A 25,130-nucleotide genomic window follows, 5' to 3' on the forward strand; every position below is an offset into this window, starting at 1 on the left:
CCACTCCTGAAAAATCCGATTACTACGCAAAATGACAGGCCACCACATGATCTGGGCTAAAGCGCCTTGCCTCGGGCAACTCGCGCGCACAAATCGCTTGCGCGTTTGGGCAGCGGGTACGGAAGGCACACCCCGAGGGGGGCGATAAAGGGCTGGGAATCTCCCCTGAAAGCCGCAGAGACTTAGGCAGTGCACGACTCTCTTCCGAAAAACGCGGCACAGCTGCCAGCAAGGCCTTGGTATAGGGGTGGCGGGGGTTTTGAAAAATCTCGCTGCGTGTTCCGACCTCGACCATTCGGCCGAGATACATCACCGCTACTTTGTGACTCAAATGCCGCACGACACTCAGATCGTGAGAAATAAAGAGGTAAGTCAGTTGCAAGTCTTTCTGCAAATCGACCAGCAGATTGATCACCTGTGCCTGAACGGAGACATCCAATGCCGAAACGGGCTCGTCACAGACAATGAAATCCGGCTCCAATGCCAAGGCGCGTGCAATGACCAGTCGTTGGCGCTGCCCACCCGAGAACTGATGTGGGTACTTGTCCAGTGAGTCGGGTTTCAGGCTGACCAGACGCAGCAGGTCGTCCAGGCGAGCGGTGATCGCTGACGAAGGAACGGAAAAATTATTCAACGGTTCGGCCAGAATAGACCGTACGCGCATGCGTGGGTTCATCGAGGAATAAGGATCCTGAAAGATGAACTGGATCCTTCTTCGAAGCTCTCGCAACGCCGTGCGCTTGAGCTGCCCTACATCCTTGCCCTCAAAGATAACTTGTCCTTCCGATGGTTCCAGCAGTCTGGCCAGGCAACGCCCCAAGGTCGATTTGCCGCAGCCCGATTCGCCAACAATGCTGAACGTCTCGCCTTTACGCACGGTGAAAGAAACGTCGCTGACCGCATTGAGCACCGCGTTTTTTCCGTGATGCTTGACCGTGAAGCGCTTGCTTAGCCCGACGACCTCCATCTGGATATCACTACCGTGCGTGGCGTGCATGTTTTCCCGAGACATATCCGTTTCTCACTATTTCTATCGTTCGCGCCACTACGACGCCACGCGACACCAGTACTTGTGCGCATCCGAGGCCTGAATGATCGCCGGGGGCACGGACGCACAAGACGCAATGGCATGTTCGCAACGCGAAGAAAACGCGCAACCCGATGATTGCGGCGTGATCGTCGGAACAATACCGGGCAATTCGGCAAGCCGTGGCTGTTGTGAGCCATTATCGACGAAAGCCGGCAACGAACGAATGAGCGCCCGCGTATACGGATGCTGCGCCCGATACAGCACGTCTGACACCAGCCCCTCTTCGACCTTTGAGCCGGCGTACATCACCATGACGCGATCACAGGACTCTGCGACGACCCCCAGATCGTGCGTAATCAATACCGTCGCCGTCCCCATCTGCTCTTGAATATCCTTGAGGATCTGCAAAATCTGCGCTTGGATCGTCACATCCAATGCGGTGGTGGGTTCATCGGCAATCAGCAACCGAGGCTTGCATGCCAGTGCAATCGCGATCATGACGCGCTGACGCATCCCTCCCGACAACTCGTAGGGATAGTTCGACAGCCGTTTGGCGGGATCTGAAACCTGCACAAGCTCCAGCAGCCCCTGGGCATCGACCAGCGCCTGCTTGTATGACTTTCCCTGGTGCAACACAATGGACTCGGCAATCTGACGTCCTACCGTGAATACCGGATTCAAGGACGTCATGGGCTCTTGGAAAATCATCGACAATTGATTGCCGCGAAGCGCGCGCATCTGCTTTTCACTTAAGGACAGCAGATCTCTGTCTTCAAAGTTGATGGATCCCGACACCACCCGTGCAGACGTGGCGAGCAGACGCATGATGGCCAGTGAGGTGACGCTTTTCCCGCAACCTGACTCACCGACAATGCCCAGTGTCTCACCGCTGCGTACGTGAAAGGAAAGATCGTTCACGGCCACGACGGTTCTATCCAGCCCCTCGAAATGCACGCTTAGATTCTCGACGCGCAGTATGTCTTTGTGAGTATTCATCGCGCGCCTCAGATCTTCTTCGCCAGCTTGGGGTCCAGCATGTCGCGTAGGCCATCGCCGAGCATGTTGACGGCCAGCACGGTCATTGCCAAGAACAATCCCGGGAACAAAATGATGTGAAATGCAATGGAGAGGAAATTGCGTCCGTCTGCCATGATGTTTCCCCAGCTCGGTATCTGCGGTGGAATGCCTACCCCCAAGAAGCTGAGCACCGCCTCCGTAATGATGGCGGACGCAGCAATGAACGTGGCCTGAACCATCAACGGGGCAAACAAATTCGGCAGGATATGCATTATCAGAATCTTGTGCGTGCGGGTGCCGACGGCCGTGGCGGCCTCGACGTACGGTTGGTTGCGGATCGACAAGACTAACGCCCGCACTAAGCGCACCACACGCGGGACTTCCGGAATGATGATGGCAATGATCACGGTGGTCAGACCGCCCCTGAACACCGCCATCAGCGCAATCGCCAGCAAGATATTCGGAATCGACATCAGACCGTCCATGATGCGCATGATCAGCATATCCAGCGCAGAGAAATAGCCTGCCATCATGCCGATCACCACGCCCAGCACCACGCTGATCACGGCCACTGCAACACCGACCACCAGTGAAACGCGCGATCCATAGATCACGCGTGTATACACATCGCGTCCTAGAGCGTCCGTGCCAAAAAAATGCTCTGCCGAGGGCGGCTTCATCCGTGCCAGGGGATTGATATCCAACGGATTCAGGCTGGACAACAGCGGTGCAAACACCGCGATTACAGCCAGGATCGCCAGCACGGCAATCCCGATATACATGGCGGGCTGCAGGCGAAACAGCGTCCATACTCTCTTTCTGGTGATCTTGGCGCCTAGTGTGAGTGTTTGCATGGCGATCAGCGCCCCATCCTGGGATCAAAAATTCTGTAGCTAAGGTCGACGACAAGGTTGATTAATACATAGACAGCCGACGCAATCAGCAGCACGCCCTGGATGACTGGATAGTCGTGGCGTAATACGGCGTCCACCGTCAATCTTCCCAGCCCGGGAATCGCGAATACCGTTTCGGTCACGACCACGCCGCCGATGAGCATGGCGATACCGACGCCGATGGTTGTGACAATGGGGTTTGCCGCGTTTTTGAGTGCATGCCAGATCACCAGGCGAGTCCCGAGTCCTTTCGCTTTAGCGGTGCGAATGTAGTCTTCGCCGAGCGCTTCCAGCATGGTGGCGCGAGTCATGCGCGTCAGCAGCGCCATATAGACCAGTCCCAACGAGAGACAGGGAAGCAGTAAATGCTTGAAATAAAGGGCGACGCCCGACGACAGCGGCTTATAGCCTTGCACGGGGAACCAACCCATTTTGATTGACAGGACGTAGACCAACCCGTATCCAATCAAGAAAACGGGAATGGAGAATGCCATGACAGACGCCAGCATGATCAATCGGTCAGTGAGCGAACCCGCTTTCCAGGCGGCTGCGACACCCAGCGGAACCGCCAGCAGAACCGCGAACAAGATCGTGAACAGCGCGATGGATAGTGTGGGCCCCATGCGTTGGTAAATAAGCTTCGACACCGGCAAATTGGTCGATGTCGACGTCCCCAGGTCACCGGTCAGAATATTTCCGCTCCAGATCAGGAATTGCTCGACGAGGGGTTTGTCCAGCCCCATGCTGGCGCGGATTTTTTCGACATCCTCCACGGTGGCATTGTCTCCGGCCAATACGGCCGCCGGATCACCAGGAGACATGTGGGTCAGCAGGAAAACAAACACCGCGACGACAACCATGACAGGAATGGTCGCGATCAGTCTTCGTAATACGTATAGCAACTCAAGACTCCTTGTTCTGGGTTCCCACTGACCCGTGCCGGTTTAGTTCTTCTCGATGTTCCACATCACGGGGACACCCGTTTTCAGCAGATCGGTATGGGTCAGGCCCCGTGTTGCCATGACCGGGTTGAATTCTCCCCAGATGACATAAGGCACGGACTCATAGGCACGCGCCTGAATCTGCGCGGCAAGTTCCTTGCTCTTTGCCTCATCACCCTCGGCAATCCATTGCGCACGCAATTCATCAAGCTTTTTATCGCAGGGCCAACCCGGCAGCCCATTGCCGCAGGACGCGGATAGCCAGGGGTTCGTGACTGGCGTGCTCGCGTCGAAGTACCCCCCGTGCGTCAGGAAAATATTCCACCCGCCCTCTGCCGGGGGATCCTTCTTGAGGCGGCGTGCCGCGACAGAGGCCCAGTCCATGGCCTGCAGGTCGACGTTGAATCCGGCCTTTTTCAATGCCTCGGCCAGTACCAGACTGGCAGGTGAATTCACGTTGTCCGTCGGATACAGGATGACGACCTTCTCACCTTGATATCCGGACGCTTTCAGCAGTTCTTTCGCTTTTTCAATATTCGGCGTCTTGTATTGCGCTGCGCCGACATCGGTTGTGTAGGGCGAGCTGCATGTGTACATCGATGGGCAGTATTCGGTACGGTACTTGTCGGTATAGCCCACGGCCGAAACGAATGCCGCTTGATTGACGACGTGATACATCGCTTGGCGTGCCAGCTCATTATTGAAGGGCGGGAACAGGTGATTGGGAACGATCATGCCCTGAGAGGCCGCTGTGGGAATCAGCGTGATATCGGAATTTCCCTCCAGTACCGGCAGAAAGTCGGGCGTGACGCTCTCGATCATGTCGACTTCGCCGTTTTGTAGCGCGGCAGCAGCAGTATTCGCGTCGGGAATATAGATCCATTCAACGCGATCGACCTTGGCGACCTTGCCGCCAGCCAGGCCATCAGCGGGCTCCGAGCGCGGTGTGTAGTTCGGATTTTTGACGTACACCACCTTGTTGCCGGGTACCCATTCGTCCTTCTTAAAGAGAAATGGACCGGAGCCGACCATCTCCGTGACGGGTACGCTGGGGTCGGTATCGGCCAACCGCTTCGGCATAATGAAAAGCGGCATACCTGAGGGCTTGGACAGTGCGGCCAAGACGAGACCAAACGGCTTTTCAAGCGTGAGCTCGAATGTTTTATCGTCGACGACCTTCAATGAGGCACCAGCCTTCATCAGGAGACGCCCTAGCGTGTCCTTCTTGGCCCAACGTTCGATCGATGCGACACAATCCGCGGCGGTCACCGGGGTACCGTCGTTGAAAACCAGCTTATCGCGCAGGGTAAAAGACCATTGCTTGCCATTTTCGGATTTTTTCCAGCTATCCACCATCTGCGGCTGCGCTTGTCCCTTGCTGTCTTGTGCGAACAAGGTGTCAAACACCATATAACCGTGATTGCGCGTGATATAGGCGGTGTTGAACAGCGGATCCAATGTCTTCAGATCTGCCGTGGGCGCGAGGCGGATCGTACTTTCCGACGAGGCCGTCCCGCTGACTAACAATAAGCCTGCCGTCAACATGCCAGTGACTAGCGTTTTCATGCAGATGGATGTCATTTTCATGGTTTTTCCCTGTGTCGGTCTATGTATAGTTGCGATGCATTAATGTGCCGGCGTGGCCAGCGGCCATTTTGGATACATCAGTTTTTTATAGGGCAACGCGTTGATGTCCGAGGAAACCGATCCGGGGGTACTCAAGTAAATCACCTGAGCGGCCACTTTTGAAAAATCGGCATAGAAGTGCTGCGAAGACTTCACCACAATGAACTTTTGCTTGCGTAGGTCGATACCGAACTGCGTGAACAAATCTTGTCCGATGGCCTGATTTCGCACGGAGGTCAAGACCAGCGTAATGCCCGCGGTCTCGACGACGGCGACATCGCCCAGCGACGACGGCGTGTTCGACAATCCCGTCATATACGCGTCTCGGCGCAGGGCCTTGACCGTACACAGCGCATCGACGGGTTGGCCAGACGCCTCGGACACCTTGCCGCCGATACGCAGTTTGATCGTGGCGTTTTCGCCAGCATTCATACACAGACCAACGGCGCCAGGATCCCAGATCGGACCGATCACGGCATCACGGATGTTGTTTTTCAAGAAATCCGCCAACACAAACGTGGAGTCGCTGCCCGCGCCGCCACCGGCGTTGTCGGCAGAATCCGCCAGTACCGCCGGATAACGTTGATTGTCGGCAACGATCTGCAAGGCTTCGGTCGTCGTCGGGCAGGGCGTTTGCAAAGCATCGCGAAAACCGATGATCTCTTTGCCCACGCGGTCGGCGAGTTGTTGCGCGCGTTCGGTATCGCCGTCGGTATAGACCAGCACTTTGCTGCCCATGCCCGGTACGTCTCCCCAAGGGAATCCGTGCGCAATCGAGATAGACAAGATGCCAGGTTCCTGCTCCATCTGCAGCAACCGATCCACGAAACTGCGCATGGGTTCCCGACTCGTATGCATAATGGAAATCATCTCGCAGTCGTACACCCCCAGCACCGGCTTGAATTTTCCCTGCTGTTTGGCGGCGCAGAGATCCACCAGGTCATAGGCTCGTTCGAGAATATCGGTGTGCGGATATTCCTTGAAGCACACCAGAATGTCGGCGTTCTCATACATAAGTGGTGTCATGTGGCAATGCGGATCAAGCTCTGCGCCGACGACCACATCGGGTCCGACTATTTGGCGTACGCGGGAAATCAAATCGCCTTCGCAGTCGTCATAACCATCTGCCACCATGGCGCCATGCAAGCCCAGCACCACTACGTCCACCGCACCGGCACGTTTGAGGTCCTGCAAAATTTCGTCGCGCAACGTCTCGTAGGCGTAGCGTGTTGTGAGCCCTGCGGGGACGGCGCCCGCCACCGCCCCCTCTATCACCGTCCAACCCTGCTCTTTGGCACGTTCACGCGCGGCCCACAGCGGCCCCGAGAATTGCAGCATCGTATCGGGGTGTGTGCCAGCGGGATAGTAACCACGGGCCTTGAACGAATCGATACCCGTGGGGATCGGGGAGAAGGTATTGGTTTCGGTCGCGAGCGAAGCCGTGAATATCCGCATGGTTGTCTCTCTCCTGGATCAGGTCAGCGATCCAACGCCTGAATTTCGATTTCCAGATCCACGCCCATGGCGAGTTTGGCCTCGACGGTTGAACGAACAGGCAGGCCGGCCGTGAAATAGCCACGATAGGCTTCATTGAAATCGGTAAACAGCGCAAGATCGGACAACCACACCGTGGCTTTCACCACATCTTCGAAACCCAGGCCGACTTCCTTCAAGCTGTCACTCAGTCGTTCCATCACGGCGGCCGTCTGCGTCTTGATGTCACCCTTGACGACTTTGCCATGGGCATCCATCGGAATCTGCCCAGAGAAAAAGACAAAGCCTCCCGCGCGAATCATGCGTGAGAAAGGCAGGCCCAAAGGCGACTCGTAACGTTCAATGCTCATGATCAAGGCTCTCTATGTTTAATAAACCAGTTAGACTCACTCGGCGCTGAAGCGCGCGGGCGAGACAATCGAGACATCCAGATGCTCGGCCTGTAGGGATGGGTCCAGTGATTCACCAAGGATCAAGTTGGCCGCCAGTAGCGACGCTCCCGGTGACGTCTGAATGCCATATCCACCCTGGCCAACCAACCAGAAAAACCCACTGACATTCTTATCCCAGCCGATCACAAAATCGCCGTCTGGCACAAATGATCGCAAGCCGGCCCACGTGTGATTAGGGCGCCGGATATCCAGCGTGGTTGCGGTGGTAATGCGGTCAATGCCTATCGCGATATCCAGTTCCTCGGCAACGACATCATGCGCATCGATGGGATCGGCGTTCGCAGGGGACCCTAACAGTTGCCCGGCATCGGGCTTGAAGTAAAACGACTCATCGACGGCTGCCACTACCGGCCATCGTTCTATGTCGTCCCACCCCGTATTTTGGCTGTTCTTCGCCGTGAATGTGAAAGCGCTGCGGCGCTTTGGCTGCAAGCCGATATGGGTGGCGCCAAACAGATCTGCGACCTGTTGCCCCCATGCTCCTGCGGCATTGATGACATTCTTGGCTGCAACGGTGGCGTCCGAGGAGAGATCAACACGCCATTGGCCGTCTTCGCGTTTGGCGCCGACAATCGAGGCGCTGTAGCAAAACTCGACGCCGGCTTGCTTGGCGCCCTTCAGAAATCCATGCAGTAAAACGTGTACATCGATATCCTTGGCGTCGGCTTCTTCGATGGCGCCTATCAGACCGTCCCGGCGCACGCAGGGAACGCGGGAAACCACCTCATCTGCCGTGACTTGACGTACCGCTGATCCTGTTTTTTGCAGTTGATCAAATGTTTCGGCCAATAGGGCTTCCTGCCCATCATGCGCGATATAGAGCACGCCTCGGTCAGCCAAGAGATCATGTTCACAGAAACCCTCTGGCGGGGCTTCAAAGAACGCTCTGCTGGCCCGCGTCAATGCGCGGACCGTAGCCGTGCCGTAGGTTTCCATGAACATCGCCGCGGAACGTCCAGAAGAGTGATATCCCGCTTGGCTTTCCGACTCGACGACCAGGACCGAGCCACGTTCTCTCAATCGATAGGCCAGCGACGCACCCGCAATCCCCGCACCGATGATCAGATAGTCGTACACCTTCCCTACTGTCATGAAACGCCACCTTTTCGCTCAACAACGCTATTTATCGAATATGAGAATTCTCGTAAACGAAAATATGTACTCAACGAGCACTGCGGTCAAGGCACTTTCGTGGGGGTTTACCCGCGACTACGGGTTAATGCCGTGACGATTTTGAGGGTTTCCAGGCATTGGGGATCACAAGCCTCTAACGATTTCCAAGCAGGGCTAAAGGGCGCCGGGATATCGTTATCACATCACCTTGACCGCGCGGCCGATGAACTGGATGGGCCCGGTTGGCCGGCCGATAGGAGATCCTGTTTCCGGTTCCAGGGTCAGCTCGAAGAGCTGATCGGGCACCAGCGGCGGCAGTTTGTCTAGCGGGATGCGGATCGTCTGGCCGGGCTGAACCAGGCCCAGCGATACCGGGCCGGGCCAATCGTCGGCCTTGGTCCAGAACTCCAGCGCCCGGCCTGGCGGTACCTGCGTGCGTCCGAGCGGCACCAATTGCACTGCGTCGTTAGCCTGGGCCTGTATGACCCAACCAGGCGCCTGCGATTGCGGTGCCACCAGCACCACCACATATTGTGGCGGCATGCCGGCGGGTTGGAACAAGAGCAGGGCGGCCAGCAAGGCTGCCGCGACCACCCCCGCAGCAGACAGTCCACGCCAGAATGGCAGGTTGGCCCACAGCGCAGCCCACGGGCGTGTGCCGCGCCGGGACGAGACTGTGGGCGCGGGGTCCGCCAGACTGCCTTGGATGCGGAGCCAGAGTCCGGATGAGGGCTGCACCGGCGCCGCCAAGTCGGCCAAGGGCAGCAGTCGTTCTTCCCAATACAACACCGCCGTGCGCAACGCCGCATCATGCGGCAGGTTCGCTTGCACTTGGCGGCGTTGTTCTGCCGGCAAGGTGCCCAGTACATATTCTCCCGCCAGGGCGTCCAGGTCGTCGGGCGGATTGTCGTGAAGCGTGGTCATGCTAGGCAGTCCCGCAGTGCCTTCAGGCTGCGTGTGATCCAGGCCTTGACCGTGCCTAGCGGCGTGCCCAGCCGCTGCGCAATCTCGGAATGCGATAGGCCCTCGACATAGGCATGTACGATGCAGTTGCGGCGTTCGGCGGGCAGTTCGTCCAGGCAGGGCCCCATGCGGCCTGCATAGTCGGCCCAGGCCAGCCCGTGGCGATCGCGCCAGTCCTGCAAGGCCACATCGGCGTCCAGACGTGCGGCCACGGCCTCATCGACAGGCACCAGGCGCGCGTGGTCGCGCACAAAATTTAGCGCCAAGTGCCGAGTAATGCTGTAAAGCCAGCCGCGCGCTGAGCCTCGGGCGGGATCGAAGCCCGAGGCCTGGTTCCAGATGTTGATGAAAGCATCGTGCACGATGTCCTCTGCCACGGCAGCGTCGCCCACGATACGGCGGGCCACTCCCAACAGGCGGGCGCCTTCGCGTTGGTACAAATGCTCGAGTGCGTCGCGGTGACGCGCCGCGCATCCGCGTACTGCAGCTTCGTAGTCGAATTCCTCATCAGGCAGACCCGGCATGGCACCTCGCAGCTAAGCGGAGGCCGGCGGGATACGCCGGTCCACGTTGTTGCCGCATCTTACCGGGAAATGCTTGACGATGGCATTTCGAACTCTTAGTTGGCCTTCCAGAATATGTAGTCCGCTTGGTACTGGACAACGCTGCGCTTGCCCAGCGATGTCGCGTTGCAAGGCATGTTCGGCGCTACCCCGCCTTTGAGCGCCACGCGCTGAATGTATGTGACGCCCGTCATCGCGCCCTTGCCCATAGCGGGATTGGCTTGCACCAATTGATAGGGCAGGTTGCCTTCGCCCGACGGTGCCACGGCCAGTTGCTTGCCGGTCAGCTTGGATCCGTCCATGGCTTCCCAGGTGGCTGGCGGACCGTAGTACTTACCCACTTGTTTGCCGTGGCGATCTTTCAGCATGGCATCGGGACCGATGAACATCCAGCCCGGTTGGCCGCTGGTTCCGGCCTTGCATTCGTAGGTGATGTCGCCGGAGCCCACCGTCTCCCAGGCGACCTTATTGCCGGAGGGCACCTGGATGCTGGCCGGCAGGCCTTCTTGTGAATAGCTCATTGGCTTGGAGGCCATAGTGCCGCAGGCCGTCAATATGGTGGCGGCGAACAGGCCGACCGTGGCCGGCACAGTGAACGTACGCTGGATCTTCATGAATAGTCTCCCGCAGAAAAATGAGAAGTGACGGCTCGACCCGCAGGCGCCGTCATAGGTACTACACGCGGGGTAGGCATTTGGATGCAGCGGTTTCGATTGTTACATCTGCCGGGCAGTTATGGCTTGATCAGCGAAGTCTACCCAGGGCAAGGCGAGCCTGGCGTTTTTCAATAACGCCTACATGCAGGTTCCAAACCACTCAAATCTCCACGGAATCCCGCGTGAGCGGGTTCACATAGCATCTAGATGGCGTGTATTTCAGGTCCACAGCGTACGTAGTGGCGCCTCTACGGAAAACCTGTGCGCCACCTGAGCTTGCAACAGTTCAGCACTGGCCAATGCATCAGTCAACGCATGGTGGGCACGGTAGCGTGGCAGTCGGTACCGCGCTCGACTGGCCGCCAGCCGGATCGAAACGGTCTGCTTAGGGCGGCCCATTAATCGGGCCAACAGGCTGGGAGATTTGCGGTGTAGCCTCGCTTCGAGTTCCATCGTGTCGATGGTCGGAAATTCTATGCCTTCACCAATGCGGGTCCTGAGCGCAGCATCCAGAAAACCTCGTTCGATTGCACGGCAATGCACGACGATAATACGGCCTGCCAGCGCTTGCAGCACTTCTTCAAGGACCACACTCAGATCAGGGGCCGTTTCGATCTGCGAGTGCGTGATTGCATGGATTGTTATCGACTCTGGCGTCAATTCGCCGGTGGGGTGAACCACCCAGTAGCGCGATGCGCTGGCTTGAATACGTGTCATTGTCATCGGTACAACGCCGATGCTGACGATTTCGTCGCGCAAAATGTCGAGGCCGGTGGTTTCCACATCGAGCGCAGCCATCGGGACATCCTGCAAGAAGCTGTCACCTGGCGGTATGCCCTGTGCATAGAAGGCTCTCAGGCGCGGATCTTGTGCCGTGTCAGCCAGTGTCGCAAAACGTTGTTGCCAGTCCTGCTCCTGCGCATCCGGGCGATTTCCGTGCTTGGTTCGTAAGTCCCCCAGGTGCAGCATGACGTTCCTGTACTCAGTTGGCCCGACCGGGCTGATAACGATACTTAAGATATTTTTGCGCGTTGCTCAGAATCAGGAAAGCATCGCGCAGATTTTTGCGCTCGAACTCCGATAGCTTCTCGGGTTCGATGCTGTTGTCGGGTTCGTCGCCCGCAGTCAGATCATCGGCTTGGCGGCGAGTTCGTACCGTTGTGATGAATTCCAGCGCATCGTACAGATCCTGCCCTCTTCCCAGCGGCAGGATGGCCGCATCGATGATTTCGCGCACTCGTTCAAAGGAATTCAGCGATTGCGCGCCGATCGCCAGTGCATGGACGCGGATCAGGTCAGTCAGCGGTCCGGTGCCACGACGCTTGATATTGATCGCATGGGTGTGGCGGCCGTCAGACTCGACAACGAAGTCCTTGAAGAAACCCAGTGGTGGTGTGCGCAGCAGCGCATTGCGTGCCATGCAGGCGAGAAATCGCGAATTTCCCTTCGCTTTGCGCGCGATCAGTTCGCGCAGATGCACGACCCATTCCGTGCGGCCCCATACGCCATCGAGGTCGAAGAAAATGCCGGCATGAAGCAGTGATTCGGGAGTCGGGCGCTCTATCCAATCCGTAAAATAACGCTCCCATGCGGCAAGCGGCTGGCGCCATTTTTCATTGCTCGCCATCACTCCGCCGGTACAGTAGGTATAGCCGCAGCGCGCCAGTCCGTCGCAGACGAACGTGCTGAGCGCGTTGAACCAGTCACCGTGCCGAGCGGGGTCAAAGCGATTATCCAGAATGATGGCGTTGTCCTGATCGGTAATGATCAACTGCTCCTGACGAGCCATTGAACCTAGCGCCAGAAAGCAATAGGGTACCGGTGTGGGGCCGAGTTCGGCTTCGGCGAGTTCCAGCAGACGTTGTTTGACGCTACGTCCGATCGCGGTCATTGCGTTACCCACCATGCGTGCACTGGCGTCTTCATTCACCATGCGCGTGAAACAGGCACGTACGTCCGGCACTAGCGCGGCCAGCTCATCCACCGTCTGTGCACGAAAGATATTCCCGACCACGAACAGGCTGTTGCGCGATTCGTAGCGGATAATGTCCGAGAGTGCGACGATGCCGATCGGACGCTGGTGCTTCATGACTGGCAAATGGTGCACGTTGTGGCGCAGCATTGCCAGCATGGCTTCGAAGATGAGCTGGTTGTGCGCTATCGTTACCACGTGCGGTGTCATGATCTCGGCTACCGGCGTGTCATGATCCAGACCAGGCGCCAGCAGGCGGGTACGCAGATCACGGTCCGTGACGATGCCGGACAGCAATGGCAACTCGGGTACGTCCGGATTATCGTCGATGATCAGCAGTGAGGACACGCCCTCTTGTGTCATGCGCTGGGCAGCTTCGCGCGCACTCGCACTACCATTTGACGTTACGGCCTCGCGCCCAACGAGGGTGTCCACGGTCGCTGACAGCAACTCATTGGCATCTTCTCGGCGCGACATGACCTGTCGCAGTCGTGTGCGGTCCTCAAGCTCAACATGATCCGCGAACGCTTCATGATTTTCGAACAAGTCCAGAAACACCGACTGCGGAATCAGGTAGATCAGCGAATCCTCCAGCGCGCGCGCAGGAAAACGAACCCGACCGTGACGCAGTAGACCAAATTCGCCAAAATACCCGCCTGATGTCAGGCGGTTGTATAGCGTTCCGTCACGTCGAAAGACTTCGACCGCGCCGCTACGTATCACATACCAGAACTCGGACGCCTGCCCGAACTCGACGATCTGTTCGCCTGACTTGTAATAGCAAACGTCGACGGCGGCGGCTAAGTGCTCCAGCGTCTCCCGCGGCAGCGCGTCAAAAGGGGAGCGAGCCAGGAGAAAATCGATGACTTCAAGTTGCTCGATCTGCATGGTTCGGATACGGCAATGATGGCGGGATTATCTCTGTCGCCTGCTGGCCCAGTCGATTTGTGTCGCCGGGCCAGCGGGCACGTTTAGCGTCGCGGCTCCGACATCAGCCCCTTGACGATCGCTATCGTTGATACCAGCAACACAATGGCAAACGGTAAACCGGTCGATACCGCCATCGCTTGCAAGGCCACCAGCCCGCCACTGAAAATCAGCGCAATGGCGACAAGCCCCTCAAATATGGCCCAGAATACACGTTGAGGGACAGGCGCATCGACCTTGCCGCCAGCGGAGATCACGTCGATCACGAGCGAGCCCGAATCGGAGGATGTGACGAAGAATACGACTACCAACACAATGGCGATAAAGGAGGTAACTTCCTTCAATGGCAGCGCATCGAGCATCATGAATAGCTGCAGCGGCAACTCGGCATCACGCGCAGCCTCATAGCCGTTCTGCACAACTTGAGAAATCGCGGTCTCGCCGAAGACCGTCATCCACAGCGTGCAAGCCAGCGAGGGCACGATGAGGACCGAGATGATGAATTCACGTACTGTGCGGCCACGCGAAACGCGCGCGATGAACATCCCGACAAAGGGCGACCAAGAGATCCACCATGCCCAGTAAAAGGCCGTCCAGCCTTGCAGGAAATTAGTGTCCTCTCGACCTACGGGGTTGGACAGCGCGGGCAGGTACTCGAGGTAGGCGCCGAGGTTCGAGAAAAAGCCGCTTAAGATATCCAGCGTCGGCCCGACCGCGATGACGAACAGTAACAATAGCAGTGCCAGCGCCATATTGATTTCGGACAGGCGCTTGACGCCCGCATCCAATCCCGCGACAACGGAGCCCAGCGCGATGGCCGTGATACCGATGACCAGTATGATCTGCGTGGTGATGCCCTCCGGTGTGCCGAATAGGAAATGCAGGCCCGAGCTGGCCTGCGAGGCGCCAAAGCCCAGCGAAGTAGCCAGGCCAAATAGCGTCGCCAGCACGGCAAGAATGTCGATGATGTGTCCCGGCCAGCCCCACACGCGTTCGCCCAGTAGTGGGTAGAACACCGACCGGATTGTAAGGGGCAGCCCTTTGTTAAACGAAAACAGAGCTAACCCAAGGGCGAGGATGGCGTAGATGGCCCACGGGTGCAACGCCCAGTGGTAGATGGTTGCTGCCATGCCCAAGCGCGCGGCGGCTTGCGCGTCACCGGCAGCGGCCCCGAGCGGTGCCCAGTCGGTGCGCACACCGTCTGCCATTTCAATGCCCGCGAGTGAGGTACTGAAATGTGTCAAGGGCTCGGAGACGCCGAAAAACATCAATCCGATGCCCATGCCCGCGGCGAACAACATCGAGAACCAGCCGACATAGGAATAATCGGGTTTGGCTTCAGTACCTCCCAGCCGCACCCTGCCCAGCGGCGAAAAGGCGACGACTAGGCATACCAATACAAAAAAGTTGCCGGCGACGAGGAAAAACCCATCGAGATTGGACGTTAGCCAGTCCTTCATGCCACTGAATAGCGTTTCGACTTGATCGTGAAACCCTAGCGTCAAGGCCACGAATAGAACCACCAGCCCCCCTGCAATGCCGAACACGGGGTTGTGAATGTCGAGACCGAATGGGCCGACGTTGACGATGATGTTGTCCTGTCCGATCTGATAATCGGTCTCGATGGGATTGACATCGCCATCGGGGATCATCGGGTCTTTCTTCTCTGGTTTCTCTTCCATCAATCACGCCCCCCTGGAAATCACATTGAACCGGATGGAGTCAACCCGTGCTGCCGACGGATTTCAGTCCATCAAGAACGGACATTCTAACAACCATGGTGTGATGGAAAGATTGGCCGCCTGCAGCCCGGGCAAGATGAAGCGATGGGAGGGATTGATGCGGATCCGTGATTTGGCGACTGCCGCAGTTAGCAGATGCTGACTGGCATCAGATTTACGATACTCGTGGTAAGGTTAGTCGCGATGTGGCTCGTAACGCGTGATACGTAGGAGGGAATGGCCGTACCTACCCTCATCGTTGCATTTTTCAGTGTTTCAGTGACGCCGACTTCATTGAGTTGTGTCACGAGGTCGCGTCGATAGTCACGGCCGGCCTCGGCAACTGAATTCGCAACCGAATAGGCCGCGCCTCCGAGCCCCATCGCTGCAACGGCGACGGTCGCCCCTACGTTCTGGAGTGCAATATAGTTGCCCGATTCACGTTGGGCCACATTGTGTAGATAAGACTCAGCTGCGGTGGTATAGGATTCATTGTTGGTGACGGTCGTGTTGATAACGTCCGCGATTAGGCGATATTCAGGACTCTCTGGCTGGTGGAAGTCTCCGTTGCGAATATATAGATCGAGATGGGAGACTGCCAGTTTTACTGCGGCGCGAGATGCGGTGTCCTCGAACCAGGACACCGGTACCCCGTTCCTCACGGCGCGGCTGGCCAAGGCAGAATTGAGCTGGGCAGACAGGTAATATTGCAGCGCCGATAGGTCATTATCATGCAGTGCAGCATAGGTGCCAATGATGTTCTGTACCGGCAGATGATTGTCAGCCTGCAGATTATTGGCCAAGGCCGGGACGACGGCTGTGTCGATCACATACCGTACCCCCGTCGCGACATAGCCTGATTCGTCGATCGATACGCCTTGTGATTTCAAGACAACGTTCAGCAAGGTGCGTATTGCTCCTTTTATCCGTTCGTCCGCGTCTCGTTCGGGTTTGTCGACGAGTAGGTCCGACGCTGCGAAGACAATATCTCGCGCGGTGCAGGCGCTTTGATATGCCGCCTTTGCCAGGGCCTCCTCCCCGGCCTGACTCACGAGGGCGTTGCCCGTGAACCTGAGGTTGCTTTGAGCATCAACCTGCGCCTCGCTGCCATTCTCGGCTGACTTGACGGCCTCCTCAGCGGCTTTGACCATTTCGCCTGCAAGAACCAGGTTTTGTGCCGAAACCTCGAGAGCCTCTGCTGCCAACACGGTGCGATGTGTCGCAAAGTCGCTCGCCAGGGCGGCAACATCTCGTATGGACTGGCCATTGAGCAATGCAGTCGACGGCGTATAGGCGTCAATCGCCGCCCGGCAATCGGCTTGGTTGGACAGATAGGCGTGCAGGCAGCCAACGACAAGCGCATGTTCAGGATAGTGGCCATCCTGAAATTGCGGGTCTTCGACGACACCTCGATGAATGAGGCCTTGGACAAAGCTCGCTACCCAGCCAATGCCGGCGCGAACAATCGAGTTCTGCTCTTGTGCCGCGGTCTGGATGTGTTGATTGGCGATATTCCAGCCGAAGGTCTTGATATATGTCGCCAGGAAACGCTCGACAGGTCTCGCACCGATATGGCTGGCGAAAACGCCCTGGGAAAGGGTGATCGTGGGCGCAATCATCGTCCAGGGGATGGCTTGTGTCGCTCCCATCTGTTCCAGGATGGGGCCAAGTACCTGGGAAAGGCTCTCGTTGATTTCTGCTTCATTGGTCTCGCGAAGCACGTTGATGATGCTTCTGGCGAAATTTACGCCGTCCACTTGGCCCAGACCAAACTGCAAATCCGCAATGCGCTGTATTTCATTACGACAGTAGGGGATTTCCAGCGCGAGCTCTGTTGCTTGCTGAATCACGGATTGCGCCAGCGTATAGCGATTGATTGATCCTCCCGTGATGCGCGAGGTCAGGCTATTGAGTATGTCGGATTTGTCCAGGGCGTAGAACGCTGCCGACTGAACACCCATGGAGGTGGATCTGGCCGCGATCGAGATGGCTTGAGAGATTGAAGTCGTCATAATGGGTTCTTCTTAGCTACGAACGGCCATGGCGTGTGCGGTGCTCAGGGCCTCTTGAGTCACGCGGTCGCCCCAACTGTCAATGAGTTGTGGCAGATATGCATTCCAGCGTATCGATTGATTGACGAGCGCTTCCAGTTGTGAAATCGCGGCGGTGTTATCCAGAAGATCCAGCGGCAGTGTCTTGAACAAAATGACATGGTGCTGGTTTGGATCGAATCCGAACATGCACCCATCGGTGGCGGTTCCAAACATGTGCGCCTGCAACAACACAGCGAAGAATGCGTCCTTGTGGGTGGCGGGAACACGGCTAACCTCGCAGTAGGCTTGTGCGGTGCCGGTATTGCGATCATGCTCGATATTGATCGTAATTTTTTTATCAAACTGCAGAGAGCACGCGCCAGCCTTGACGGCTTCATCCACCTGCTCTTGTGATGCAAGACCGAGGGCCGTGAGTAATTCTTCAAACTTCATGGTGACTCCAGAAGTAATCGCGGCACCAGTGAAAGTCCAGGTCGCGAGCTGCCAGTTTTTATGCGATGTGATGTAGTAATGCGAGCAGTTGTTTGGCCAGATTACGAAACAACTGATTCTTAGTGACAGCTTGCTAGAGGTGGTTCCGTTGAGCATCAAAGAAATCTTGTTCAATGGAACCTGTGCGAGAAACTTGTTATCCGAGCGTCTGGAGAGAGATCGTTGCCCAGCAGTTGATTTGCCGAAATTACTTATATCTTCTGGATCTCTATTGTGATAATTTTGCGAACTTGTTGAAATGTTGCGCTCGGTGCATCATTTTTCAATGAGCAGCGCTTGTACCCTATATGTCTATAGTCACCGCGTCGTTTCGTTAACCATACTGTGCCGAACTCCTCGTTTGCGTATCTGCTGTCTGATGTTGGTCAACTGCTAGGGATGCCCGCATTGGCACCCGGCGACGACGGGATTTGCCAACTGATTTTTGACAGCAGGCATGTTGTAACGATTGTGAATTTCCGCGCACGTGACCATATCTTGTTGTCGTGTACGGTGAGCTCGAGCGGCATTACTGCGGCTCAGGCGATGCTGATGGCAAGCAGCAATTTCATGCAGGCGGCAGGAGGTACAGTCGCGTGCATGGCGCCAGACGGACGTTTGATCCTGCAGCTTGGCGTGCCGCAGGCGGACTGTCAGGCGACTCGCCTGTTATCGGCGATCGAATGCTTGCTGGATCAAGTCGAAATTTGGGAGTCAAATTTATCGCGTGCGGCGCACAACGTTGACAGCGCAGGCGGTGAGCTGGCGCTCAGCCTGCGTACGGTGTGAGCGTCTCGGCGGATCGCCCGGTCTCGCCGAGATCACGGCATTAGCTTGATTTCTGGATGACCGATTTCAACGCGTCTGCAATTTGCTTGATGACCGTACTTTGCGTTTCGACCAATAATGACCACTGTGCCATTTGCTGTTGCATGCGCAGCAGATCAACCTGTGAGATGTTGCCATCGGCGTCGGTCTGCATCGACGACAGCGTCGACTTGAATCGGGTTTCCTGCGTCTGTAGGGCAGAATTGATGGTGTTGTTGACTGTGGTAAAGCTCAAGCCAGCTGAGCCAGAAATGCCGGATAGTAGACTCATGGATATCTCCTAACGTTCAATGAGAGCAGACGATTTTGTATTTGAGATGGAAATGGATCGGGACGAACGTGTCTATCGTTCTCCTTTTTTTACGGCATGGCGATCGAGTACGTCGAGCGCTGCTTCTACGGCGTTGACCAAGGCACGGGCAATCGGATAGTCGGTTGGCGTAACACCCTTGCCGATCTTTATATGTATATCTGTCGCGATCGCGAGTAGCTGTTTTCTATACGACTCACGTAATGTCTCTCCTTGAGGCGAGGCAAGGCGAGACTCGAGATCGGTGCACATCGCGGCGGTTTTCATCGTATTCATGTGTGTTTGAGTATGCATCTCAACGAGGCTGGCACTAGCGTGTAACAATGGCCCGACGTGGCCCGTCGAAGATAAGTCGCTTGTCTTCGACGGCGATCAGTTTGTATTTCTTATGCATCCCGCCGACCAAGATTTTGCTGCCATCGGCGAGTACGATAAAGGGTTGCGGACCTCCGATAACGCTGCGTATAGCGAATGGCACGCTATCGGCGACGGTCTCGGGCTTGGCACTGCCGAGCTGGGCAATATTCCAGTATTTCTTGTTGAATTCGTCGACCACGGTATCCAGTTGCTTTTCCCGAGCATCGTCAAATGCGGGTGGCAAGATCTCTAAATGTCCGGCCTTCCAGACTAAAGTGACACCAGACAGTCCGAGGCTGACCAGCTTCTCGGAAAGCCGCTCGCTGAGCTCCTGGGCGAGTTCGATGTTGTTGCCCAAAACAGTCATTCCAGATAGTTGGGCGCGTACTGCATCCAATGCCGCCACCCGTTCGCGCGCGCTGGTCGCGACGCCTACGATCTCCAGTCGTCCATTGCCTTGATAGAGTGGGTCATATTTGACGGAAAATCGCTGCAAGATAGAACGTGCGGTAAGGATAGCGTCGGATTCGATGCTGATGCGCATGGCTGGCATGGGCCAGATTCGCGACAGCGCGATTGCTGTCGCTTCGTATTGGGCTTTATCGCGGACCCACCCTGACACGGACACCGAGCCGGCTTTCGAGAGCGTGACGTGTAGACTGGACGCCAGGCCGAGACGTTCCAGGGCGGCGGAAATTTTCCCCAACGATTGTTCGGCCTGGGTTTGTCGTGAAGTTTTTTGGGGAGCTATCGTGGCAGTCGACAAGGGGATCAAGGCCACTGCCGTCAAAATCGCCAGGCCTACTGCGCCAAGTCCGAGTTGAACGGGCCAAGCGCGGGAGCGTTTCCTTTCGGGAAAGGGGCGGTTCGTGACTCCGCTGTCGCGTGGGCCGCTGCCTACTCGATCGTGCATCGCTGAATGTTGCGCTCTGACTTGTGCCGCCGCATCATCGAGATCGGGCGTGATCCAGGGCGCGTCGCAGGGTGCGATGGCGATCCAGGCTTTGCCGATCGAAGTGCCGTGATTCCACGGAATGGTCGCCATGCCGTCGGGGGTGGCATCATCGGTATCGAGTAACCAACCTTGTTCCTTGAGCCGGATACGTCCGGCACGAGGCGCAATGCCCTCGTCGGTCAGCACGATATCGCACTCGGGATCGGAGCCAATAGTGGCGCCGTCATGCACTGCGCACCGCGCTGCGCGGTGCAACCCTATCAGGACGCGTAGTTCAAGGGCTTGGGTCATGATGGGTGTATGGATGGCTTCCGGATCACAGCTCGACACGAGCCAATGGCTGGATGTTGATCTCCGCGGTGAGCTCTTGGTAAGACAGTACCGGTAGGTCGTAGAGATCCTGCTCTATCATTTTCCGTACATAGCGACGGATATCCATCGAGGTCAGGAGCACAGGTTTTTGTGACGCCGATGACAGATCGCCCACCGTGCGAATCAAGTTCTCGACCAGCGATTTAGAGGCGGCAGGTTCCATTGCCAGATAGCTGCCGGCAGAGGTCTGCCGGATGGCGCCGCGTATGGATTCCTCGACGTGAGGAGCCAACAAGTAGGCGGGCAAAATATTCTGGCCGCTTGAGTACTTGTGGCTGATGTTGCGCTTGAGGGCGACACGCACATACTCCGTCAACAGAACTGAGTCCTTTTCTTTTTGTCCCCATTCGATAAGGGCCTCCAGGATGGTGCGCAAATTACGTACAGAGATATCCTCGGATACCAGGCGCTGCAGGATTTCAGCGACGCGTTGCACGGGCATGACGCGTATGGTTTCCTTGACGAGATCGGGAAAACGGTCTTCCATGGCCGTCAGCAAGAAGCGGGTTTCTTGTATGCCAATGAAATCCGACGAGTATTTCTTCAAGACAAACGCCAGGTGCCACGTAAGCACTTGGTGTACGTCCATAAAGGGAATGTTGGCGGTTTTTAGCGTCGGTATATGAACATTGCCAACCCAAATGGTCGGTAGATTCGGCAAAAAGCGCTTGTCGGTCTCGTAGGGAATCTGCAACGTCTGCAGGTTGGTTTCTGTCTCGCGAACCAGTACGGCGTCTGGACGTAACCTGCCTTGTGACACGGGAATCTCCGACAACAGAATGTGATAGGACTCGTGTGCGATAGATTCGTTAAATCGAAGCTGAATCCCAGGAAAGGGGATGCCCATATCGAAGTACAGCGCCCGCCGAATCTTGAGCAGCGCGCTATTGAGTTCCGTTACGTCAAAATAGGATTGCAGCGACGCGGCGACGTCGATCATGAGGGGCAGCGTGGGAGAAAACTCGGCCATGCCATCACGAGCCGCGTTTGATTCCGTTGGGTGCCCATCCGCGGCCAACGCCGGGATCTCTGTGATCTTGCCCGTTTTGGCATCGACGACTTTACGTGTACCTCGCAAGAGCACAAAGCCGACGGTTCCGACGATGGCCGCTAATGACAGAAAGGTGAGCGTCGGCATACCAGGAATGAGGCCCATGCCTATGGCGATCGCCGCCGCAATCAGCAATGCACGAGGTTGAGCCAGAATCTGGGCGCCGATATCCTTGCCGACGTTGGACGGACCGTCGCCTGTCTGTACCCGCGTGACAATGATGCCAGCACAAATCGCGATGAATAGCGCGGGAATCTGGGCAATCAGGCCGTCGCCGATCGTCAAGATGGAATACACCTGCACGGCTTCGCCGGCCGTCAGATCGCGTTGCATCGTTCCGATGAGTATGCCGCCCAGGAGGTTGACGGCGACGATGATCAGGCCGGCAATGGCGTCTCCTTTGACGAATTTCATCGCGCCGTCCATGGCACCATAGAGTTGACTTTCCTTTTCGACCAACTGACGGCGCCGACGTGCCTCGTTCATATCAATGGTGCCGGCGCGCAGGTCCGCGTCAATGGCCATCTGCTTTCCCGGCATGGCATCCAGAGAGAACCGTGCAGCTACTTCCGCTACACGCTCGGCGCCCTTGGTAACAACGACGAATTGCACGATGGTAAGAATGAGGAAGACGACCAGGCCGACGATCAGATTGCCGCCGACAACGAAATTACCAAACGTCTCGATGATGTGCCCGGCATCTCCCTGGAGAAGAATCAAGCGCGTCGTGGCAATGGATATCCCAAGTCGGAACAGTGTCGTGATAAGCAGAACGGACGGAAACGACGAAAAAGCGAGCGGCGAGGGGAGATACATCGCGACCATCAGCAAGACTGCTGACAAGGTCATATTGGTGCCGATCAATATGTCGACCAGTGCGGTGGGCAACGGCAGAATCATCATGAAGATGATCGACACGATCAGCACCGCAAGGACTATGTCGTTGCGGCTAGTGGCGGTTGATACTGCGCGATTAAGTAGTTGCATGAAGGGGAGTTAAGCTGGCGCGCCTGCCGCAGGCGTCTTGTGCGCGTTACGAGAGGATTGTTGCGGAATTGGATCTTCGTGATTGCGCACGCGAAGACTGATGTAGGCTTGCATGGCGGCGTGCGCTTCGGCGTAACGGTCCAGCGCGTGCAGTGTCTGAGACCGGATCAAATGAAAGGGGGCGTCGACAGCGCCATTAAGCGCCAGTCGATCCAGAACGTCCATTGCCTCTTCCGGCTTACTTGTGCGCAGGAGGGACAGTGCGAGTGTGACATTATCGCGACGCGAGGCTAGCCCGACGGCGTCTAGGGCCTGGAGCAGAACGACCGACTTCTCGGGACGATTGTTTTCGAGATAAAGGTGAGCCAGTAGGCCAAGTAATTCGTGGGCATCGGTGCTGAGCGACATGATTTTCATCAGCCTTGATAAAGTGCACTGCGGTATATTTGTGCCAGATCGCGCAGGCCAAGCTCTTCGGTCAACAGTCGAGCGGCACGACTCAGTGGGCGGCTGTGCTCGTTCGTGGAGCTTGCTGCCGTGCGCAGACTCTGCAGAGCGTTGGACAAGGTCGCATGATAGGTGGCGGGCGTCAGCAAGGCGGGATTGCTGACCGTGGGCTGCAGCATGGTGTTCAGGTAGCGCGTCGTGTCGGGTGGGGCGAGTAGCTCGGTCAGGTGCGCCTTGACACTGCTTGACGCAGGCGAGAGGGATTGACGATCGGGCCACGGTTCATGATCGTTGTCACGGCTGACGTGGCTGATGCCGTCTATACCTCGTTCGAATGACAAAGCGCTCGTTTGTATCGCTGGCATGATCTCTCCTTGGCCTTAAGGTTGCCGGGTGCTATCGAGCCAGCGCGACACGTCATCGATAGCGCCGCGCAGCGCATGGGCAGAGCACTCGTCTGTTTGTAATCGCACCACGGCAAATAGACGAAGCACGCCATCGTGTTCGCGCAAAGCGGTCTGTACAGGCCGGCCATTCAGACGATGGAGATAGGTGCGTTTCCAGGCGCGTAGTAGTCGGTTCGGACCATCGTAGGGGGTGGGGTCCGAGGCATATATCAACAGGCCGTCACCTACCGTCTCCGCCGCAAAACACCGACCCGTCGTGGTTTCCAGTGTTAACCGGCCGTTGTCGTTGAAGGCTAGCGCGGGCATATTGATTTGCTCGCCGAGCTGCTGTAGCGCGATCGCCCAACGGCTCATGGGTTTTCCTTGTCTATTGCCGAATCAAGTGCAAACTGGGCTGCCTCGAGTGCGAACTCCCTCGCCTCATGGTCGGGGTAGATCTGTACGGGTAGATCGCTGAGGAGACGGCGGACACTTTTCAAGAAGGTGATGCTATCCGGCAAGGTCTGAACGCCATGATCATTCATCAAACCGGAGAAGCGGGATTCCGGTACCCATTTTTCGCCGCTGATATCGACAAGCTCATGCATCAGCCGCTCTGGATCAAAGGTCGCACGGGCTGACGCGGTCAGTCGTGCCCCCATGTCGCGGCAGCCATCCAGAATCGTGACGGCAACCTCCAGGTGATACATGTCCTGTAGCAAGGCATGAATGCGATGGGTACTGACCGACGGTCGGGCTGCTGCGAGATCCAGTCCCAACGCCTGAATCAGTTTTTTCAGTCCCTCTGCTATGCGTTCCCCGCCAAATCGAGATAATGCCATGGCCAGCGTTTTCGCCAGCGTGGCCTCGCCGAGCACGACGTCCCGATAGGTGGCTTGGAACTGGGTGACCTCGGATGGCGTCTGAGCAAACGCCGCTGCCGCATCGATTGTGTTGATTCCCGCCCGGATGGATGGCCCGTGCTGAATTTCCAGCTCTGATAGCGCATCGAGAAGACTCGCCAGAATGTCGTCCGGTGCCGCGTTTTCCCTGCCTCTGCGCAGAACGTATTGCAACGCGAGGTATTGCTGGGTGCGGTCGGAAGAGAACGTCGTCGCGGCCAGTTGAGGGTCGGTTCGTCCGGCCAATATGCCTGCGGCGATCTCGTTGAGCTTGGCTTGGGCGTCAGCCTCGTAGGCCTGTGCCATATGCGCAAGAATGGATTCGGTGGTGATCTCGTCAACCGGAGTCTCCCCGCGGATCTTGCGCTCGGAATGGAGCTTGTCTTCGATTTTGTGGGCCATGTGAAAGGTGATCTCTTCGGCCGACTCCATCAAGGAGAACTCCCCATGGGAGACATGAGTACTGTGTCCCGACAGCAAGCCAGAGTCCGGATTCCGAGGTTCGGATCGGATGAGCTCCGCTTGGGAAAGCGACGTTTTGCTGGATAGAGAGGGATTTACTGAGTTCATGGCGGCACCTTCTTGCCGTAGGTAAAGCCTGCTGTAGGTTGTAGTAACGGTGCAAAGAGAAAGGTTCCATGG

25 protein-coding genes are annotated in these 25,130 nt (G+C 56.9%); 1 reads left to right on the forward strand and 24 read right to left on the reverse strand.

Annotated elements, in window-relative coordinates:
• Positions 1 to 22: 22 nt before the first annotated feature.
• From ACNAZS_RS07685 to ACNAZS_RS07760, 16 genes are all read right to left on the reverse strand, one after another.
• Complete coding sequence (locus ACNAZS_RS07685; protein WP_415787865.1) at positions 23 to 1,012, reverse strand: ABC transporter ATP-binding protein; 990 nt, start codon at positions 1,010 to 1,012, stop codon at positions 23 to 25.
• A 33-nt stretch (positions 1,013 to 1,045) separates the two neighbouring features.
• Complete coding sequence (locus ACNAZS_RS07690; protein ID WP_415787867.1) at positions 1,046 to 2,026, reverse strand: ABC transporter ATP-binding protein; 981 nt, start codon at positions 2,024 to 2,026, stop codon at positions 1,046 to 1,048.
• 8 nt (positions 2,027 to 2,034) lie between these two features.
• Positions 2,035 to 2,901 carry an ABC transporter permease gene (locus ACNAZS_RS07695; RefSeq protein ID WP_415787869.1) on the reverse strand — a complete coding sequence of 289 codons (867 nt, stop codon included), beginning with the start codon at positions 2,899 to 2,901 and terminating at the stop codon, positions 2,035 to 2,037.
• A 5-nt stretch (positions 2,902 to 2,906) separates the two neighbouring features.
• On the reverse strand, positions 2,907 to 3,842 hold the full coding sequence (locus ACNAZS_RS07700) for an ABC transporter permease (RefSeq protein WP_415787871.1): 936 nt from the start codon (positions 3,840 to 3,842) through the stop codon (positions 2,907 to 2,909).
• Between the two features lie 42 nt (positions 3,843 to 3,884).
• A complete protein-coding gene (locus ACNAZS_RS07705; protein ID WP_415787873.1) occupies positions 3,885 to 5,468 on the reverse strand; it encodes an ABC transporter substrate-binding protein in 1,584 nt (527 codons plus the stop codon).
• A gap of 39 nt (positions 5,469 to 5,507) precedes the next feature.
• Positions 5,508 to 6,962, reverse strand: a complete 1,455-nt coding sequence (locus tag ACNAZS_RS07710) for a M81 family metallopeptidase (protein ID WP_415787875.1) — start codon at positions 6,960 to 6,962, stop codon at positions 5,508 to 5,510.
• A 23-nt stretch (positions 6,963 to 6,985) separates the two neighbouring features.
• Positions 6,986 to 7,354, reverse strand: coding sequence for a RidA family protein (locus tag ACNAZS_RS07715; protein WP_415788856.1), 369 nt, complete (start codon positions 7,352 to 7,354; stop codon positions 6,986 to 6,988).
• Between the two features lie 33 nt (positions 7,355 to 7,387).
• Positions 7,388 to 8,545: an NAD(P)/FAD-dependent oxidoreductase gene (locus ACNAZS_RS07720; RefSeq protein ID WP_415787877.1), complete on the reverse strand. Its 1,158-nt coding sequence runs from the start codon at positions 8,543 to 8,545 to the stop codon at positions 7,388 to 7,390.
• Positions 8,546 to 8,764: 219 nt separating this feature from the next.
• Positions 8,765 to 9,490 carry an anti-sigma factor gene (locus ACNAZS_RS07725; protein WP_415787879.1) on the reverse strand — a complete coding sequence of 242 codons (726 nt, stop codon included), beginning with the start codon at positions 9,488 to 9,490 and terminating at the stop codon, positions 8,765 to 8,767.
• Complete coding sequence (locus ACNAZS_RS07730) at positions 9,487 to 10,053, reverse strand: sigma-70 family RNA polymerase sigma factor (RefSeq protein ID WP_415787881.1); 567 nt, start codon at positions 10,051 to 10,053, stop codon at positions 9,487 to 9,489. Before ACNAZS_RS07730 ends, ACNAZS_RS07725 begins: the two co-directional genes overlap by 4 nt.
• Before the next feature lie 95 nt (positions 10,054 to 10,148).
• Complete coding sequence (locus tag ACNAZS_RS07735) at positions 10,149 to 10,706, reverse strand: DUF3455 domain-containing protein (protein ID WP_415787883.1); 558 nt, start codon at positions 10,704 to 10,706, stop codon at positions 10,149 to 10,151.
• Between the two features lie 261 nt (positions 10,707 to 10,967).
• A complete protein-coding gene (locus ACNAZS_RS07740; protein ID WP_415787885.1) occupies positions 10,968 to 11,717 on the reverse strand; it encodes a 3'-5' exonuclease in 750 nt (249 codons plus the stop codon).
• A gap of 13 nt (positions 11,718 to 11,730) precedes the next feature.
• Positions 11,731 to 13,608: a DUF294 nucleotidyltransferase-like domain-containing protein gene (locus tag ACNAZS_RS07745; protein WP_415787887.1), complete on the reverse strand. Its 1,878-nt coding sequence runs from the start codon at positions 13,606 to 13,608 to the stop codon at positions 11,731 to 11,733.
• A gap of 83 nt (positions 13,609 to 13,691) precedes the next feature.
• On the reverse strand, positions 13,692 to 15,329 hold the full coding sequence (locus tag ACNAZS_RS07750) for a BCCT family transporter (RefSeq protein ID WP_415787889.1): 1,638 nt from the start codon (positions 15,327 to 15,329) through the stop codon (positions 13,692 to 13,694).
• 188 nt (positions 15,330 to 15,517) lie between these two features.
• The gene (locus tag ACNAZS_RS07755) at positions 15,518 to 17,218 is read right to left on the reverse strand and encodes a hypothetical protein (RefSeq protein WP_415787891.1); all 1,701 of its coding nucleotides are present in this window, start codon (positions 17,216 to 17,218) and stop codon (positions 15,518 to 15,520) included.
• A 174-nt stretch (positions 17,219 to 17,392) separates the two neighbouring features.
• Complete coding sequence (locus tag ACNAZS_RS07760) at positions 17,393 to 17,854, reverse strand: type III secretion system chaperone (protein ID WP_415787893.1); 462 nt, start codon at positions 17,852 to 17,854, stop codon at positions 17,393 to 17,395.
• Positions 17,855 to 18,238: 384 nt separating this feature from the next.
• On the opposite strand from ACNAZS_RS07760, the gene ACNAZS_RS07765 reads away from it, so the two are divergent.
• Positions 18,239 to 18,682 carry a type III secretion system chaperone gene (locus tag ACNAZS_RS07765; protein WP_415787895.1) on the forward strand — a complete coding sequence of 148 codons (444 nt, stop codon included), beginning with the start codon at positions 18,239 to 18,241 and terminating at the stop codon, positions 18,680 to 18,682.
• A 40-nt stretch (positions 18,683 to 18,722) separates the two neighbouring features.
• Here ACNAZS_RS07765 and ACNAZS_RS07770 read toward each other — a convergent pair whose 3' ends face one another.
• The 8 genes from ACNAZS_RS07770 to sctW form a co-directional block, all read right to left on the reverse strand.
• Complete coding sequence (locus ACNAZS_RS07770; protein WP_415787897.1) at positions 18,723 to 18,992, reverse strand: EscF/YscF/HrpA family type III secretion system needle major subunit; 270 nt, start codon at positions 18,990 to 18,992, stop codon at positions 18,723 to 18,725.
• Positions 18,993 to 19,064: 72 nt separating this feature from the next.
• Entirely contained in the window at positions 19,065 to 19,307 is a 243-nt protein-coding gene (locus tag ACNAZS_RS07775; RefSeq protein ID WP_415787899.1) for a hypothetical protein, read from the reverse strand.
• Between the two features lie 34 nt (positions 19,308 to 19,341).
• The gene (sctD, locus tag ACNAZS_RS07780; protein WP_415787901.1) at positions 19,342 to 20,634 is read right to left on the reverse strand and encodes a type III secretion system inner membrane ring subunit SctD; all 1,293 of its coding nucleotides are present in this window, start codon (positions 20,632 to 20,634) and stop codon (positions 19,342 to 19,344) included.
• Between the two features lie 25 nt (positions 20,635 to 20,659).
• Positions 20,660 to 22,753 carry a type III secretion system export apparatus subunit SctV gene (gene sctV / locus ACNAZS_RS07785; protein WP_415787903.1) on the reverse strand — a complete coding sequence of 698 codons (2,094 nt, stop codon included), beginning with the start codon at positions 22,751 to 22,753 and terminating at the stop codon, positions 20,660 to 20,662.
• A 9-nt stretch (positions 22,754 to 22,762) separates the two neighbouring features.
• Positions 22,763 to 23,161 (reverse strand): type III secretion apparatus assembly chaperone SctY, encoded by a 399-nt coding sequence (gene sctY, locus ACNAZS_RS07790; RefSeq protein WP_415787905.1) that lies wholly within the window; start codon positions 23,159 to 23,161, stop codon positions 22,763 to 22,765.
• Positions 23,162 to 23,169: 8 nt separating this feature from the next.
• Positions 23,170 to 23,565: a type III secretion apparatus assembly protein SctX gene (sctX, locus tag ACNAZS_RS07795; RefSeq protein ID WP_415787907.1), complete on the reverse strand. Its 396-nt coding sequence runs from the start codon at positions 23,563 to 23,565 to the stop codon at positions 23,170 to 23,172.
• 15 nt (positions 23,566 to 23,580) lie between these two features.
• On the reverse strand, positions 23,581 to 23,961 hold the full coding sequence (locus ACNAZS_RS07800) for a type III secretion system chaperone family protein (RefSeq protein ID WP_415787909.1): 381 nt from the start codon (positions 23,959 to 23,961) through the stop codon (positions 23,581 to 23,583).
• Entirely contained in the window at positions 23,958 to 25,058 is a 1,101-nt protein-coding gene (gene sctW, locus ACNAZS_RS07805) for a type III secretion system gatekeeper subunit SctW (RefSeq protein WP_415787911.1), read from the reverse strand. The genes ACNAZS_RS07800 and sctW overlap by 4 nt, the downstream gene beginning before the upstream one ends.
• Positions 25,059 to 25,130: the final 72 nt, after the last annotated feature.

Source organism: Bordetella tumulicola (genome assembly GCF_965138755.1).
GTDB lineage: Bacteria > Pseudomonadota > Gammaproteobacteria > Burkholderiales > Burkholderiaceae_B > Bordetella_A > Bordetella_A tumulicola.